The sequence below is a fragment of the Roseburia sp. AF12-17LB genome (assembly GCF_003479605.1).
GTDB classification, from domain to species: Bacteria; Bacillota; Clostridia; order Lachnospirales; family Lachnospiraceae; genus Roseburia_C; species Roseburia_C amylophila.
The window spans coordinates 384,465-400,161 of the sequence record NZ_QUHR01000001.1; the positions used below are offsets into that span (position 1 = coordinate 384,465).

The window sequence follows — 15,697 nt, forward strand, 5'->3', positions numbered from 1 at the left end:
GAAAGTAGGAAGGAAAAATAAAATGAAAATAGTAATGGTTGGCCCTGTGTATCCTTATAAAGGCGGGATAGCACACTACATGGGAATGATGTGCAAGACTTTTGCGAAAAAGCATGAAGTGATTGCGTTATCATATAAGATGCAATATCCTAAATTTATGTATAAAAAAGAACAAAAGGATTATGAAAGCGATACATTTAAAGTTGACGGTACGAACTATTGTATAAATACAGCAAACCCTTTTAACTGGGTTCATGTTGCAAAAAAGATAAATAAGTTATCTCCGGACTTAGTGGTTTTTCAGTGGTGGCATCCGTATTTTGCACCTTGTTATCAAATAATATGTAGCTTATTAAAGACAAAGGAAATTTTATTTGTGTGTCATAATGTTTTTCCACATGAAAGATTTCCTATGGATAGACTGCTAACTCAAGCTACTCTGAAGAAAGGAAAGTATTATATTGTTCATTCCAAGTTAGATGAAGTGGACTTACTTTCGGTAAAAAAAGATGCACGTTATAAAAAGGCTGTAATACCCACATATAATGTTTTTAATAAGAGTCAACTGGAAAAAGATGATGCAAGAAAAATATTAAATGTTGCTCAAAATGAATTTGTGTTATTATTTTTTGGATTGATTAGAGAATATAAGGGATTGAAGTACTTATTAAAAGCATTGAGTATTATAAAAAATAAAATACCTAATGTTAAGTTATATATTGTAGGTGATTTTGGAGGAGAAAAGGATCATTATTTAAAAATAATAAAAGATTTAAACATAGAGAATTATATATTAATAGAAGATGCATATGTCTCGGATGATGATGTAGAAAAGTACTTTACAGCAACAGACATGGTTATTCTACCATATGAATCTGCAACACAAAGCGGAATTGTTCAAATTGCATATGAGTTTTTAAAACCTGTAGTTGTTACAAATGTAGGGGGATTGCCAGAAGTTGTTGCGGATGGAAAGACAGGCTATGTTGTTCCGCCATTTAATGCAGAAGAACTTGGACAAGCGATAGTTAAATTTTATGAATGCAATGATAAACGGCATTTTGAAAAGGAAATAGAAAACGAAGCGTACAAATTTAGCTGGGATAGAATGAACGAAATATTAGATGAAATCGTAGAAGGAGGCAATTAATGGTTATATCACAAACTCCGTTTAGAATGTCATTTTTTGGCGGGGGAACGGATATGGAAAATTATTTTAGAAAGTATGGAGGGGCAGTTTTGTCAACAACATTCGATAAATATTGTTACGTTACTGTTAGACATCTGCCGAGATTTTTTGATTATAAAACCCATTTAACATATTCTAGAATGGAATATGTTAATACATATGATGAAATTCAACATCCTGCAATTAGAAATGCAATGAAAATGTTGGATATGCATGAATTACGATTGACATATGAAGCTGATTTACCAGCACAGTCAGGATTAGGTACAAGTAGTTCATTTGCGGTGGGAATGTTAAATGCCTTTTATGCATTAAAAGGAAAATATGTAGATAAGAAAAAATTGGCAGATGAAGCCATTTACTTAGAAAGAGAATTATGTGCGGAAGCTGGAGGCTGGCAGGATCAGATAGCGGCAGCATTTGGAGGCTTTAATAGAATAGATTTTAATGAGGATGGATATAAAGTAAGTCCGGTTATTATTTCACCAGAGCGAAAAAGTATGTTGAATTATAATTTAGTTATGTTTTTTACTGGATTTACGAGATTTTCATCTGATATACAAAAAGCGAATAATGCAGGAGAGTCGAATGAAAATAAAATAAAAAAGTTAAAAGAAATGTATTCTTTAGTAGATGAAGCTGAAAAGATTTTGGTGGAAAAGAATAGCGATTTAGATGAATTTGGCAGACTGCTTGATTACACATGGAAACTCAAAAGAACTACCGGGGAAAAGGTTAGTACAGAAAGCATTGATGCATTATATAAGAAAGGAATCGAAGCAGGTGCATTAGGAGGGAAACTACTTGGCGCTGGTGGAGGAGGTTTTTTGATTTTTTATGTTAAGCCAGAAAATAAACAGAATTTAATTAATGCAATGAGTGGTTTATTGCATGTTCCGTTCGAATTTGAAAATGGTGGCTCGAGAATTATACAGTATACAGCAGAAGATTATGAGGGATAAAAAGTGAACATAGGAATAGTTGGGAGCACAGGATATATCGCACAATTCTTAATTGAACATTTTGAGACTTGTAGCAATATTGCCAAGGTGGTAAAATTTGATAAAAGCGATTTGGCTGATATATATTTAGATTTACAAGATTGCGAAAAATTTAATTTTGATTTATTGGATGGATTATCATACCTTATTTTTACAGCAGCAATTTCTGGACCGGATATGTGTGCAAAGGAATATGAAATGTGCTGGAATATAAATGTGATTGGAACAACAAAATTTATAAGTGAAGCAATAAAAAGAAATATAAGAGTACTATTTTTCTCAAGTGATGCAGTATTTGGAGATATTGATGGATTCATCTATAATGAAAAAAGTGAAACAATGGCAAAGACTCCATATGGTAGAATGAAAAAAGCGGTTGAGGATGAATTTAAACAATCAGCTTATTTTAAGGCTATTAGATTATCATATGTAGCTTCGGGCAAGGATAGATTTGTATCGTATTGTATGTCATGTATGGAGAAAGGAGAGATAGCAGATGTTTATCATCCTTTTTACAGAAATTGTATTGTGGTATCGGATGTTGTCAAGGTTGTAGAGTGGATGATTAATAACTGGGAGAAATTTACGGATTTTGTGTTGAATGTTGCTGGAAATGAGCTGGTAAGCAGAGTGAGAATTGCAGATGAAATCAATAGAATTAAGAAAGGTAAGCTAAAATACACAATATCTGTACCAGATGAAAGTTTTTATCAAAATAGGCCAAGCATAACTCAGATGGAAAGTTTATATCTATATGATATGAATATATTAAAAAGAGAAAGTTTTACAACAAAAATACAAAGAGAAATGGAGAATGAATAAAAATGAAAAAGAAGGCGTTAATAACAGGAATTACAGGAATGGTAGGTTCACATTTGGCAGATTTTCTATTAGAAAATACGGATTGGGATGTTTATGGTGTCTGCAGATGGAGAAGCCCATTAGACAATGTTAGTCATTTGTTAGAAAGGGTAAATGAGAAAGACAGATTATTTTTTGAGTATGCCGATTTGAATGATCAGGTATCATTAATTACTGTAGTAAATAAAATAAAGCCTGACTATGTGTTCCATTTAGCTGCACAGAGTTATCCATTAACCAGTTTTACAGCACCAATTGATACACTTAATACTAATATACTGGGGACTGCCAGACTGTTAGAATCAATACATTTGGCAATGGAAGAAGATTCTTCATATAAGCCGATTATTCATGTATGTGCATCTTCAGAAGTGTTTGGAAAAATTCCAAAAGAAAAAAAACCAGAAGCAGGAATTAATGAGGAATGTCCATTTCATCCAGCTTCGCCATATGCAATATCAAAAGTTGGAACAGATTTGTTAGGAAGATATTATGCAGAGGCTTATGGGATGACAGTTATGACTACTCGCATGTTTACTCATACAGGACCACGAAGAGGCGATGTATTTCATGAGTCCACATTTGCAAAGCAGATTGCTATGATTGAGGCTGGATTAATAGAACCAAAAGTTATGGTAGGAAATTTGCAATCACTTAGGACATATGCTGATGTCAGAGATGCTGTAAGGGCTTACTATATGTTAGTTACTGTCAATCCTATTGCAGGAGAATATTACAATATAGGTGGATCATATACATGTGAAGTTGGTGACACATTGAATACTTTGATTTCATACTCGACAATGAAGGATAAAATAGAAGTTGTTACTGATCCGGAAAGATTAAGACCGATAGATGCTGATTTACAGGTGCCTGATTGTAGAAAATTTAAAGAGCATACTGGATGGGAACCTCAGATTCCATTTGAACAGACAATGCAAGATTTGCTAAATTATTGGAGAAAAAGAATCAGCAATGGAGAAAATTTTTTGACAAGATAATATGTATTATTAATGGAGATCATAATCTTGAAGAATTTTTTGATAGTACTGAATTATAACGATGCGGAGACAACGTTGGAGTTTGTAGAAATGGCAAAAACGTGTAATGCAATTGATAAAATTGTTGTTGTAGATAACTGCTCGACGGATTGTTCATTTTCTAAATTAACCTGTTTGAAATCAGACAAAATAGATGTTATACAGACTGATAAAAATGGTGGATATGCATATGGAAACAATTTTGGATGCAGATATGCTGAAAAAAATTATAATCCCAAGTTGTTCTTTATATCAAACCCAGATGTTCGGTTTGAGAATCATGTATTGCAAGAAATGGATAAGCTATCTAATAACCACAAAGATATAGGGGTTGTTGCACCGATAGTAAATCAAGGATATAATATTTGGAATTTACCGAAGTTTTGGGGGCTGATAGAATCTATTTTTTTGGTTTGGTTCAATCTGGACAAAAGAAAGATAAAAAGCAAAATGCTAGGTAGTAAAAATCATTTTGAAACAGTTGGTGTAGTTGAAGGCTCTTTTTTTGCTATTTCGCGTGAGGCATATGATAAGATTGATGGATTCGATGAAAAAACATTTCTTTATTGCGAAGAAAATATTTTGGCAAGACGGCTTCTGTGGAACGGCTATAAAGAGGCCGTTTTGCCAAAATGCAGGTATGACCATTTTCATTCGGTATCAATAAAAAAACATTACGGTGGAAAGGTAAAGGCATTTAAAAATTTTCATAAAAGTATGCTTATATATTTGCAAGACTATTTAGACGGAGGCATTGTTGAACGAATAATATTTGAGATATGTTTTGGTCTGGGATACATTGAAAGATATATGTATGATATATATATGAAAGTTAGAAAGTAAGTTACGGAGGTTAGTGTAAGTATGAAAAAAGTCTTATGGGTTTCGCTAATGGTTCCATATGATTCGGTATCACATGCAAGCGGTAAAACACAAAATTGGTACTTAAAACAGATGGCAAAAGAAAAAAACATTAACTTAAGGTTAGCTACTTTCTGCAAACCAGATGAGATAGGTAAAATAGATTTGGATTTGTATGGAATAAATTATAATATGTATGTCAGACCTAGAGGTGGAATTGTTAATGAATTAAAAAGAGGATTGGCATGGATATCGAAACTGGAAATTTGCAATAAATATGCGGGATTGACAACAATTGATTATAGAATTGGAATGCGAAGAATGCTCCGGGAATTGGAGAACGAAAATTATGAACCGGATATAATAATAATGCAATGGACAGAAATACTATTCTTTTTGCCGATTTTCAAAAAAAAATGGGTAAACGCGAAATTTGTTGCTATAGAAGAAGATGTTTCTTATCTGGGAATGCAGCGGAAACGTGATTTCTATAAAAATGTGTTTCAGAAGGCATTTTTTGCATGCAAAGCTAGACGAGTAAAAAAATTAGAAATACGGTATTTAAATCAATGTAATCTTGTGGTTTTTAATAATGAAAAAGATTATAAATTATCTTGTGGCGATGGATATGTGGGAAAGAGCATGGTATGGTCTGTTTTTTACCAAAATTTGTCTGACAGAAAATTATGCAATAACGGTAGTAACGAAGTAGTTTTTTATGGAGCAATGGCACGGGAGGAAAATTGGAAAAGCTGCGTATGGTTTATAAAGAATGTTTTGCCTGGAATTGAAGACAAAGAAATTAAATTTGTTATTGTTGGAAGCGGACCAAAGGCTAAACTATTATCATATGCTGGTGACCGGGTCGTAATCAAAGGATTTGTTGAGGATGTAGGTAAAGAACTAGCGCAATCCATGTGCCTGGTGGCACCATTGGTTATGGGAGCGGGAATAAAGGTGAAAATATTAGAAGCAATGAGTTTGGGACTCCCCGTATTGACTAATGATATTGGTATAGAGGGAATTCCAATGATTGATCAAGTTGACTATTACCATTGTGAAAAACCTCAAGATTATATAGATACTATTAATAGAATATGTAAAAAAAGAGAAGATGCAAGTTACATTGGGTGCAATGCAAAACAGAAAATAATTAGTAAATTTAATTATGATAATGATGCAAAAAAATTCATAGAACAAATCTTAGGTTTGTAGGAGAGAGGATGAAGATAATAAATGGCTTAAAAGTTAAAGAAAAAAAATATAGTGGAGTTTTAATGGTATTAATTCTGAGCTTTTTATTACATTTAATTCCGATTTTTATTGTTAAGACTCCAACATCAGGACCAGATGAGGTGCTTTCTTTAGCATCAGCCGCAAAACTGGCAGGATATGACTGGAGCTATTTAGTTACAAAATTTGGCACAAAATATGGATGCGGCAGTGCCTGGTATTTAGCACCATTATTTTATTTTATAACAAATGGGAAAATTATATATAATCTTGCAAGAACTGTATTGGCTTTCATACTGGCGTTACAGTCGGTCGTTTGTTGGTTAATCTTGAAAAAAATTTTTGAATATGATAATGAACTTGAAATAGCTGTGGTTTCATTAGCGGGTTCTTTTTTTTCAAATGCTACTGCTGATATTTTCTGTAACGAAGCCATATTAACACTTAGCACATGGTTATTTATTTATTTTATCCTAAAAATTTATAAATATGGAAGCAATTTAAAATATTCTCTTATATTGATAGGCGTATTTTCATATTGTTGTATCTGCCATGCAAGGACATTGATTTATTTACCTTCAATCTTGGTGGTTGTATTTTTTTTGTCTTTAAAAAAGAAGAAAAGTTTTCTTGATTATCGAGCAATTATTATTGGTAGTGCTTTTCTGCTTATTGCATGGAAAATTAACCGATATGTTGGAATGCAACTGTATAGAAATGAACAAGCTCTTAATGAATTGGCTTCGGCAGCAATCGGTCAGAGTGGTAATGTGGGATTAGTAAAAAATTTTATTCTGACGATTAAAACGTTTGGAATACGAGATACTTTAAAAGGAATATTAACCGTATCCGCTACTAATGCATATGCAATCTTAATTTTTACTGGTTTTGGTTTTGCAGCTTCAATTGTATGTTTTTTCTTTTTCTTGAAAAAAAGAAAAAACACAGAGGAAATGGCGAATATTGTTAGTATGTTTTGCATGATCGGTCTGGGCGTTAGTATTTTGGCAATGGGAGTTATAAATTGCTGGCATGGAATAAATTTAATGCAAGGTGATGTTTACAATGATGGAAGATTTTTTTTCTATTTAAGGTATTATATTAATTTTTTACCGCCAATGGTTATATCTTTATATGTATACATGAAAGAAAATGACACAAAAAAATTACTTACAAAAGCTATATTGCTTGCATTAATTTTATATTTATTATTTAGAGTGGTATTTTTAAGAACTTTTGATATAAATGGAATGGAAGAATTTGATGTTGGAAAATTCTTTGAAGCATTTTCAATGGGCAAAGTAATTTCTTATTCTTTAGCATTTAAGATAAGCTTGCTGATAAGTATTATTTTGATAATGGTTTGTAAAAAATCGAACAGTATTTATATTTATTTTACATTAATAGTCAGCTTGCTTTTTTATCAACAGTTGTATCAGTGTATATTTTTCAGGGGAAATATTTCTGAAACAACACAAGAATATACTGACAAATTTGTGGCATATAGCGAAAATGAAACATTAAGAACATATTTGGATAATTTCGGCAAGATTTATGTACATTCAAATAAAGTATATAAATTAGAATACTATATACAATTAATTATTCCGGAAATACAAGTTAAGCGATATGAAGAGAACTATGAGGATGATAATGAAGTAAAAATAGTATTTTCTAACGAAGATTTAACTACTTTTTTGGATAAAAAGTTATATTGCGTTAAATTAGATACAAATGAATATCTTTATACAGATACATATAAGGTATATAAAGATATAAATATGATAATAGCACAGATAGAGGAAGGATAAATGAATATAGGAATTTTAACATATGCAGGTGGATTGAATTATGGTGCACAGGCACAACTGTATGCGATGACAAATTATTTGAAGGAAAAAGGACACAATATTACAGTATTAATGTTTAAACCCAAATATTATTTTGTAAAAAATATAAAAATTGCATTGAGGGTAGAACCAAATTGGCAGAGGCATCCAAAGCATATTATGCAATCAATAAAAAGAATGAAAGCATTTAATAATTGGATAAAAAATATTCCTAATCAAATAGAGGTGAAAGACGGAAAAGAAGTAGATGGTTTGGATTTAGATTTAGTGATAGCAGGCAGCGATGAGATTTTAAATTGCAAACATCCTTTTTATGATGACATATATATAGGAAAAGATATAGATAAAACTGCATTGATTTATTATGCTCCAAGTACAGGAGCTTTATCAGTTGATTATGTGTTATCAGATGAACAGATAACGTGGTTTCAAAAATTTAAAAATTATTCCGCTAGAGATGTAGTTACAAAAAAATTTATTGAAAATAATGAACATCAAGAAGTTACTGTTGTATTGGATCCTACATTTTTATGGGAATTTAATGAAATTACATGTAAAACAAAGCTAGGGGAAAAAAGTATTGTATTATATTCATTTGATTCAATCGCTGATTATGCAGACGAAATAATTGATTATGCAAATAAACATGAATATGAAATTGTTTCTCTTGCAAGAGAATATAGATGGGCAAATATTAATTTGCCAGCAGCAACCGAGCAAGAGTGGATAACGTGTTTTCGTAATTGTGAAGTTGTTATTACGGATTCGTACCATGGCTTAGTTTTTGCTTTGAAAAATAAAAAGAAAGTTGTTTTAATATCGAGAGAAGACAAATTAAATAAGAATAATGGATTACTGGAATTTTTAGGAATACAAATGAGTTATTATAAAAAAGGCAGTATTGATAGATATTTACACACTGAGACTCTTGATTATTCAATAATAAATGAAAACATAAAAAAAAGAAAAATTGAATCTGAAAAGTATTTAAGTGAGGCATTGGAAAATTTATGAATATAATATTAAAGATAATAATAGTTGTTTTGTTAATATATCTATTAAACATTTTGTTTTTATCGGTTTATTGCAGAATAGAACGAAAAATAGATAGCATGGTAAAACAAAAAACTAAAAATTCTAATCAAAAAACAGAAGAAATAAAAAATAGCAAGTCTTCTTTGAAAGAAAGAAAACTTGTGAATGCATTAAAAACTTTTTATAAAAATGCGGATCATTATTTTTATGGATGGATGCGGTATTGTCAGATGCGCATGAGTAAATATCCGAGTAATAGAATTAGAAAGATATTATATAAAAGAGTTTTTTGCATGGATATAGACAAAAAAACTGTTATAAGTGCAGGCTGTGAGATTCGTTCTCCGTGGAATGTGCACATGGGAAATTGCATAATTGCGGGCAACTGCATAATTGATGGAAGATCAGGAATTATAATAGAAGACAATGTTGTTTTAGGCATGAATGTACATATTTGGACGCAAGAGCATGATGTCAATAGCCCAAGCTTTGCAGTTACACCTGAACATAGAGGTGAAGTTGTAATTGGTGAACGGGCGTGGGTGTGTTCGGATTCTACCATATTGCCAGGGGTAAAAATAGGAGAAGGCGCTGTAATAGCAGCAAAGGCATTAGTCTGTAAAAACTGTGAACCATATGGCATATACGGAGGAGTACCGGCAAAAAAAATATCTGATAGGACAAGAAATTTGACATATGTTTTGTCAGGAAAACCGCATTGGCATTTTAATTAAGCATAATCATAAGGAAGGTGTATTTTGGAAGAAGCATTTACTTTTAATTATATAAAAAAAATAGAATGCACTGGATGTGAAGCATGTGCGAATATATGCCCTGTTGGAGCTATGGAGATGCGAAAAGATGAAAGTGGTTTTTTCTATCCATATACAAATTATAAGAAATGTATTGCATGTGGAAAATGTACTAGTGTATGCCATAGGGCAAAAGATAAGCAGGAGAATAACATAGATGAAATTGAAACTTATGCAGGATACTCAAAAAAGAAACAGATAGTATATAGTAGTTCTTCAGGTGGGTTATTTAGAATTTTTGCAGATGAATTCATGAAAATGTATCCCAATGGAAAGGTATGTGCCGTTATTTGGGATGAAGATTTTAAGGGAGTTCATCATGAATTGGGCGGAGAAGAACTTCTAGAAAGGATGCAACGCTCGAAGTATGTGCAAAGCAGGAAGAACCTGATATATAAAAGAATAAAAGAATGTTTAGAAAGAGAGACTCCTGTATTATTTGTGGGATGTCCTTGTGAAGTTGCAGCTTTATCAACATTTTTGGGAAAAGAATATGACATTTTGTATAAGATTGATCTTGTGTGTCAGGGACCAACGGCACCTTCAGTTCTAGAAAACTATATAGAAAATTTAGAAAAAAAATACAAGTCTTCTGTAAAATCTATTAATTTAAGATTGCCTGCAGGAACAAATTGGATACCTCAATGGAGTGATATTAGATTTGATAATGAGAAGAGATATGTCAGGGTATTTTATGAAACTGATTTGGGGATAGCGGTTCATTATATGCAACGGGAGTCATGTTTTTCTTGTAATGTACGAGGAAAAAATAGGTATTCAGATATTACATTAGGAGATTATCATGGGGTATCGCCGCAAGAACCATACTATAACGCTAAAGGAACATCAATTTTATGTATAAATACAGTTAAGGGAAAGACATTGCTAAATCTTGTTAAAGAGCAGGTTTATCTGGAAAAAGTAGAATATTCAAAGGTTGAAAGACATAATAAGCGTTTGACCGAACCAAGGGTAAGAGATGAATCGGATAAAATTTTCTTGGATACTTATAAGAAAGAAGGCTTAAAAAGAGCAATTAAGAAAACCTTGTCATGGAAGCAAAAGGTAAAATATTACTTACCAACGGTATTGGCAAATAAAATTAATGGCTATAAAGGTTGTGGAAAAAATGAAGAATAAACAGATAGTATATGGAACAGTCATTAACTATGCTACAGTTTTTGTGCAAATGATCAGTACAGTTGTAGTAACACCCTATTTGATAAAAATATTTGGCGATAATGATTATGGAATATATAAAATTATAGTGTCGTTAGCGGCATATTTGATTATTTTAAATTTTGGCGTAGGAAACACATTGATACGTTTTTTGTCAGAATTAAGAGCGAAGGGTGAAGATAAAGGAGATGCAGCAAAAGCATTAGTTTCATTTTCAACAGCATTGAATTTTGGGGCGGGATTATTTGCTGTTTTAGTTGGATGTCTGATATTCCGTTTTATCCCTAATTTTTTTTCTACCAGCTTATCAACGAGAGATTTGCAGCTTGCCAGAAATATTTTTATTATATTGTTAATTAGCGCTGTTTTTTCAATTCTAACAGATTTATATATGTCTTATCTGTTTGTATATGAGAAATATACATATGTAAAAACAGTGGATTTGTTGAAATATCTGTTGAGGGTAGCATTGATTTTTTCGTTGATAAACAAAGGAAAGTCGGCTACACTTATAGCGTATATAGATTTGTATGTTTCAATATTTACATTTGGTGCAAACTTTTTATATGCGATTTGTAAAGGAAAAATGAAAATTGGTTTCTGCAATCTAAATAAAAGGATGCCTATTTCACCTAAAAAATTCTTTTCGTATTCACTATTGTTTTTTTTAAATCTTATTATTGAACAGCTGATATGGAATACCGATTCGATAATAATTGGTATGCGCTTAAATGCATCAATGGTTTCTATTTTTTCATCAGGAGCCATTATTTCAGCAGCTTTTAACAGTATGACACAAATTGTTAGTACAATGATATTTCCAAAGATAGTTATGAAATTTAGTGAGAACAACCCGAAAGAAAAATCTACAGAAGTGATGATAAAGATAAGCCGGTTACAAGCATTTATTGCGTTCTATATACTGGGTGGATATTTAGTGGTAGGGAAGTTTTTTGTAACAGATATCTGGCTTGATTCTAGGTATGAATTGGCATGGACTACTAGCATGATAGTGATGGTAGGAACATTATTTAGCTCATTAATGGGAAGCGGACACTTGATTTTAAGAGCTATAAATAAACAGACATATTTTTTGGTGTGTGAGTTTGTGATATTTTTGGCTAATGTTGTGACAACATATGTATTAGTTAAACCATTAGGAATAAAAGGCGCAGCCTATTCTACAACAGCAGCGTATGTTATAGGAATGTGTGTATTTATAGTCCCATATCTCAAGAAAACGATTGGCTTGGATGTAAAAAGATATTTCCAAAATATTGTGCCAATTGTTGCTTCAATGGTATGTATGAGCATAGTATTATATGCTATTTCTAATAGAATTGGTATTACAAATAAGTTTGAAATGATTATATGGGGAATAATTTATACAGTGTTATATATAGCACTTGCTTATATGGTAAGTTCTGATGAGGAAAAAAAGGCATTAAAATCCATATAGATGAAGGAAGTAAATAAATGATAGTTTTAGGAATATTATGTTTGATAATAATGGTATTCATGTTATTGAATTATAGATATAAGAATTCGTTTTATTATCAAAATTTAGTTGAATTTGAGAATCGTCCTGTGAGAAAAATATATTGGTCCGACAAAATCAAAATGGTTAATTTGGGAAGTGTACATGCCAGATTTGCATTTCAGTACTTTAAAAATGAGGGAGTTAGTCTGGCCCGTGCACCACAATCTTTATATTATGATATTCAGTTACTGGAAAATTATTCGAAGCATATTCCACGAGATACAATTGTGGTTGCTTTTTTTCCTATTGGTTTATTTGCTTTAAAAAATTATACATCATTGAATCAAATTGCAAAGTATTATTATGAGCTGCCCAAAGATAGAATAGAAAAATATTCGCTTCTCAAGTATATAATTGCGGTAAAATATCCAATTTTGTATGCAGGGAAAAAAGCAATATATAGCATTGTAAATAGAAAAATTGACTCCGAATGGTCATATCAAAATTGTGTTGTATCTGAAGACAGATTGAAAAAAATAGCACAGGAACATTGTGATGTATGGAAGAAACAGTTTCAATTAGAGAATTTGACGGATGCAGATACAACTCATTTAATACCATGCTTTGAATATAATCGAAAGTTATTAGAAAGATTGGTGGATAAATGTAAAGCACAGGGATGGAAACTTGTTTTTGTGACGGGCCCTATGGCACGGCAGATGAATGAAATGTTTTCTGAAAAATTTTTACACAATTTTTACTATTCGAATTTTCGGGATATAGCAGAAAAAAATAATGTTTTACATTTAGATTATAGACTGGATGATACATTTCAAGATGATAATAATTTGTTTTGGAATGGAGTTGATTGGTTATCTGAGACTGGAAGACGAGTTTTTATGGAAAAATTAGAGAATGATTTATATAAAAATGGATATTGGAAAGGAGACCAGCCATGAATAAAATTAGCCGTACTTTAAAAAAAATGTTTGGTAAAAAGGTTTATGTAGATATTTCAACAACTCAAAGTGGAAATTTGCTAAGAGATAAATGCGTGGTTATTACTGGCGGTTCTGAAGGGATTGGAGCAGCTATTGCCCGCAAGTGTATTAGTCAAGGGGCAAGAGTTTTGATAACAGGGAGAGATGAGGTAAAATTACATAACTTTGCAGATGCAGTGGATAGAGATAAAGTCAGCGTTTTGAATTGGGATATATCCGATTGCACAGTTATAGAAGAAAAATTCAAACAAGTACTTAATGAATTGGGACAAGTTGATATTTGGATTAATAATGCCGGAATATATAGGGATGTTAATTACAGTTCATGCAGGTTACGGGATTGGGATGAGATAATGTCGACCAATATCAGAGGACCATATTTCGCGACAAACAGAGTGGTTAATTATTTTATAGAAGAAAAAATCAAAGGGGTTATATTAAATATTTCGTCTGAGACAGGAAAAGTAGCAGGCACAAATCCATATGGTTTTTCGAAAAATATAATTATGCAATATACAGAGGGGCTTGCGGTAGAATTAGGGAAATATGGAATTCGTTCGAATGCAATTGCCCCAGGTGGAGTTGCTACAAAGATTGCGGGAAGGACAACAGGTGACGAATTATCATTTCCTGCATTAGGTGGAAGATTAATTACATGTGAAGAAATTGCGGAGTTAGCATTGTTTTTAGTAGCACCTTTAAGTTCATGCATTAATGGACAAGTGATTTATGCTAACGAAGGTAATACTATTGTTATACCAAGTGGAAATATTTATTAGGAGAAAAGAATAAATGTTAGCAATCATAATGGCAGGTGGTAGAGGAACTCGTATTTCAGCTATTGCCCAAGATATACCAAAACCAATGATTCCAATATGTGGAGTGCCGGTATTGGAGAGAGAAATAGTCTGTCTTAGAAATCAGGGATTTACAGATATTATCCTTACTGTGAGTCATATGGGAGAAGTAATTATGGATTACTTCAAGGATGGAAGTCAGTTAGGAGTGCATATTAATTATTACTTTGAAAAAGAGCCGCTGGGCAATGCTGGGGCATTATTCCGGTTGAGACAGGAAATAGAAGAATCTGGAGATGATTCGTTTTTACTATTAAATGCAGATGCTATATTTGACGTTGATTTTAATAGAATGGTAACATTTCACAGAGAAAAGAAGGCTGAAGTGACTTTATTTACTCATCCGAATGCACATCCTTATGATAGTGGACTTATTATTGTTAATCGCAACGAACAGGTGGACAAATGGTTGGCAAAAGAGGATAAGAGACCTAGGTGGTATCAGAATAGAGTGAATGCGGGTTTACATGTTATTGCGAATAGGGTTATTGATGAATATTTGAAATTATTGGCAGATGATGAGAAGATGGTTGTCTCAGATGCAGGGGTGCATAGTGATAAGACGGCAATCGTACCTATTGGAAAAATTGACCTTGATCGTCAGATTTTGAAACCATTATCTGGAACAGGAAAGATGTATGTATACGATAGTCCGGAATATGTAAAAGATATGGGGACACCAGAAAGGTATTATGGTGTATGCAAAGATTATGAAAAAGGAATTGTTCAGGCAAAAAATTTGTCAAATAAACAGAAGGCTATTTTTTTGGATCGGGATGGTACAATAAATAAATATGTAGGATTTTTGAGAAATATTGATGAATTTGAATTGTTACCAGGCGTGATAGAAGCAATCAAAAAAATTAATGCATCAGGTTATCTGACTATTGTAGTGACTAATCAACCGGTAATTGCACGAGGCGAAGTGTCTTATGGAGAACTGGAAGAGATTCATAATAAGATGGAAACACTTTTAGGAGAGAAAGGTGCATATATAGATGCAATTTACTATTGCCCACATCATCCAGACAAGGGATATGATGGTGAAATACCAGAGTTGAAGTTTGAATGTGATTGCAGAAAACCAAAACCTGGGATGTTGTGGAAGGCAGCAACTGATTTTAATGTTGATTTGTCAAAATCATGGATGATTGGTGATGGAGAAAATGATGTATTGGCTGGAAAAAATGCTAGGTGTAAGACTGGATATATAAAACGTGAAAATAAGCTGATAGAAGCTGATATAACAGGTGAATCTTTGCTTGAGGTAATTACGGAAATTCTTAATTAGAATTTTA

The 15,697-nt window shown here is 32.2% G+C and carries 14 protein-coding genes; all 14 read left to right on the forward strand.

Annotated features, from left to right (window positions below; all coding sequences use genetic code 11):
- The first annotated feature begins 22 nt into the window (after positions 1-22).
- The 14 genes from DWV68_RS01735 to gmhB are packed head-to-tail and all read left to right on the forward strand — an operon-like array spanning position 23 to position 15,690.
- Positions 23-1,150, forward strand: a complete 1,128-nt coding sequence (locus tag DWV68_RS01735; RefSeq protein WP_118664872.1) for a glycosyltransferase — start codon at positions 23-25, stop codon at positions 1,148-1,150.
- Positions 1,150-2,151 (forward strand): GHMP family kinase ATP-binding protein, encoded by a 1,002-nt coding sequence (locus DWV68_RS01740; RefSeq protein WP_118056498.1) that lies wholly within the window; start codon positions 1,150-1,152, stop codon positions 2,149-2,151. Before DWV68_RS01735 ends, DWV68_RS01740 begins: the two co-directional genes overlap by 1 nt.
- 3 nt (positions 2,152-2,154) lie before the next feature.
- Positions 2,155-3,012 (forward strand): NAD-dependent epimerase/dehydratase family protein, encoded by an 858-nt coding sequence (locus DWV68_RS01745; protein ID WP_118056497.1) that lies wholly within the window; start codon positions 2,155-2,157, stop codon positions 3,010-3,012.
- 2 nt (positions 3,013-3,014) lie between these two features.
- A complete protein-coding gene (locus DWV68_RS01750; RefSeq protein ID WP_118056496.1) occupies positions 3,015-4,052 on the forward strand; it encodes a GDP-mannose 4,6-dehydratase in 1,038 nt (345 codons plus the stop codon).
- Between the two features lie 12 nt (positions 4,053-4,064).
- A complete protein-coding gene (locus DWV68_RS01755; RefSeq protein WP_118056495.1) occupies positions 4,065-4,934 on the forward strand; it encodes a glycosyltransferase in 870 nt (289 codons plus the stop codon).
- A gap of 21 nt (positions 4,935-4,955) precedes the next feature.
- Positions 4,956-6,167: a glycosyltransferase gene (locus DWV68_RS01760; RefSeq protein WP_118056494.1), complete on the forward strand. Its 1,212-nt coding sequence runs from the start codon at positions 4,956-4,958 to the stop codon at positions 6,165-6,167.
- A gap of 8 nt (positions 6,168-6,175) precedes the next feature.
- Positions 6,176-7,996, forward strand: coding sequence for a hypothetical protein (locus DWV68_RS01765; RefSeq protein ID WP_118056493.1), 1,821 nt, complete (start codon positions 6,176-6,178; stop codon positions 7,994-7,996).
- Positions 7,997-9,049: a polysaccharide pyruvyl transferase family protein gene (locus DWV68_RS01770; protein WP_118056492.1), complete on the forward strand. Its 1,053-nt coding sequence runs from the start codon at positions 7,997-7,999 to the stop codon at positions 9,047-9,049.
- Complete coding sequence (locus DWV68_RS14630) at positions 9,046-9,804, forward strand: acyltransferase (RefSeq protein WP_242988684.1); 759 nt, start codon at positions 9,046-9,048, stop codon at positions 9,802-9,804. The genes DWV68_RS01770 and DWV68_RS14630 overlap by 4 nt, the downstream gene beginning before the upstream one ends.
- Positions 9,805-9,828: 24 nt before the next feature.
- Entirely contained in the window at positions 9,829-11,022 is a 1,194-nt protein-coding gene (locus DWV68_RS01780) for a Coenzyme F420 hydrogenase/dehydrogenase, beta subunit C-terminal domain (RefSeq protein WP_118056491.1), read from the forward strand.
- On the forward strand, positions 11,012-12,520 hold the full coding sequence (locus DWV68_RS01785) for an oligosaccharide flippase family protein (protein WP_197420793.1): 1,509 nt from the start codon (positions 11,012-11,014) through the stop codon (positions 12,518-12,520). Before DWV68_RS01780 ends, DWV68_RS01785 begins: the two co-directional genes overlap by 11 nt.
- A 17-nt stretch (positions 12,521-12,537) precedes the next feature.
- Positions 12,538-13,500 carry a hypothetical protein gene (locus tag DWV68_RS01790; RefSeq protein WP_118664876.1) on the forward strand — a complete coding sequence of 321 codons (963 nt, stop codon included), beginning with the start codon at positions 12,538-12,540 and terminating at the stop codon, positions 13,498-13,500.
- Entirely contained in the window at positions 13,497-14,321 is an 825-nt protein-coding gene (locus DWV68_RS01795) for an SDR family NAD(P)-dependent oxidoreductase (RefSeq protein ID WP_118664878.1), read from the forward strand. Before DWV68_RS01790 ends, DWV68_RS01795 begins: the two co-directional genes overlap by 4 nt.
- 13 nt (positions 14,322-14,334) lie before the next feature.
- On the forward strand, positions 14,335-15,690 hold the full coding sequence (gene gmhB / locus DWV68_RS01800; RefSeq protein ID WP_118056487.1) for a D-glycero-beta-D-manno-heptose 1,7-bisphosphate 7-phosphatase: 1,356 nt from the start codon (positions 14,335-14,337) through the stop codon (positions 15,688-15,690).
- Positions 15,691-15,697 lie beyond the last annotated feature (7 nt).

What these genes read in the sequence shown, in the direction of transcription:
- DWV68_RS01795 (WP_118664878.1), top strand. Translation starts at nt 13,497, where the DNA reads ATGAATAAAATTAGCCGTACTTTAAAAAAAATGTTTGGTAAAAAGGTT.
- DWV68_RS01770 (WP_118056492.1), top strand. Translation starts at nt 7,997, where the DNA reads ATGAATATAGGAATTTTAACATATGCAGGTGGATTGAATTATGGTGCA.
- gmhB (WP_118056487.1), top strand. Translation starts at nt 14,335, where the DNA reads ATGTTAGCAATCATAATGGCAGGTGGTAGAGGAACTCGTATTTCAGCT.
- DWV68_RS01790 (WP_118664876.1), top strand. Translation starts at nt 12,538, where the DNA reads ATGATAGTTTTAGGAATATTATGTTTGATAATAATGGTATTCATGTTA.
- DWV68_RS01755 (WP_118056495.1), top strand. Translation starts at nt 4,065, where the DNA reads ATGGAGATCATAATCTTGAAGAATTTTTTGATAGTACTGAATTATAAC.
- DWV68_RS01735 (WP_118664872.1), top strand. Translation starts at nt 23, where the DNA reads ATGAAAATAGTAATGGTTGGCCCTGTGTATCCTTATAAAGGCGGGATA.
- DWV68_RS01740 (WP_118056498.1), top strand. Translation starts at nt 1,150, where the DNA reads ATGGTTATATCACAAACTCCGTTTAGAATGTCATTTTTTGGCGGGGGA.
- DWV68_RS01760 (WP_118056494.1), top strand. Translation starts at nt 4,956, where the DNA reads ATGAAAAAAGTCTTATGGGTTTCGCTAATGGTTCCATATGATTCGGTA.
- DWV68_RS01750 (WP_118056496.1), top strand. Translation starts at nt 3,015, where the DNA reads ATGAAAAAGAAGGCGTTAATAACAGGAATTACAGGAATGGTAGGTTCA.
- DWV68_RS01785 (WP_197420793.1), top strand. Translation starts at nt 11,012, where the DNA reads ATGAAGAATAAACAGATAGTATATGGAACAGTCATTAACTATGCTACA.
- DWV68_RS01765 (WP_118056493.1), top strand. Translation starts at nt 6,176, where the DNA reads ATGAAGATAATAAATGGCTTAAAAGTTAAAGAAAAAAAATATAGTGGA.
- DWV68_RS14630 (WP_242988684.1), top strand. Translation starts at nt 9,046, where the DNA reads ATGAATATAATATTAAAGATAATAATAGTTGTTTTGTTAATATATCTA.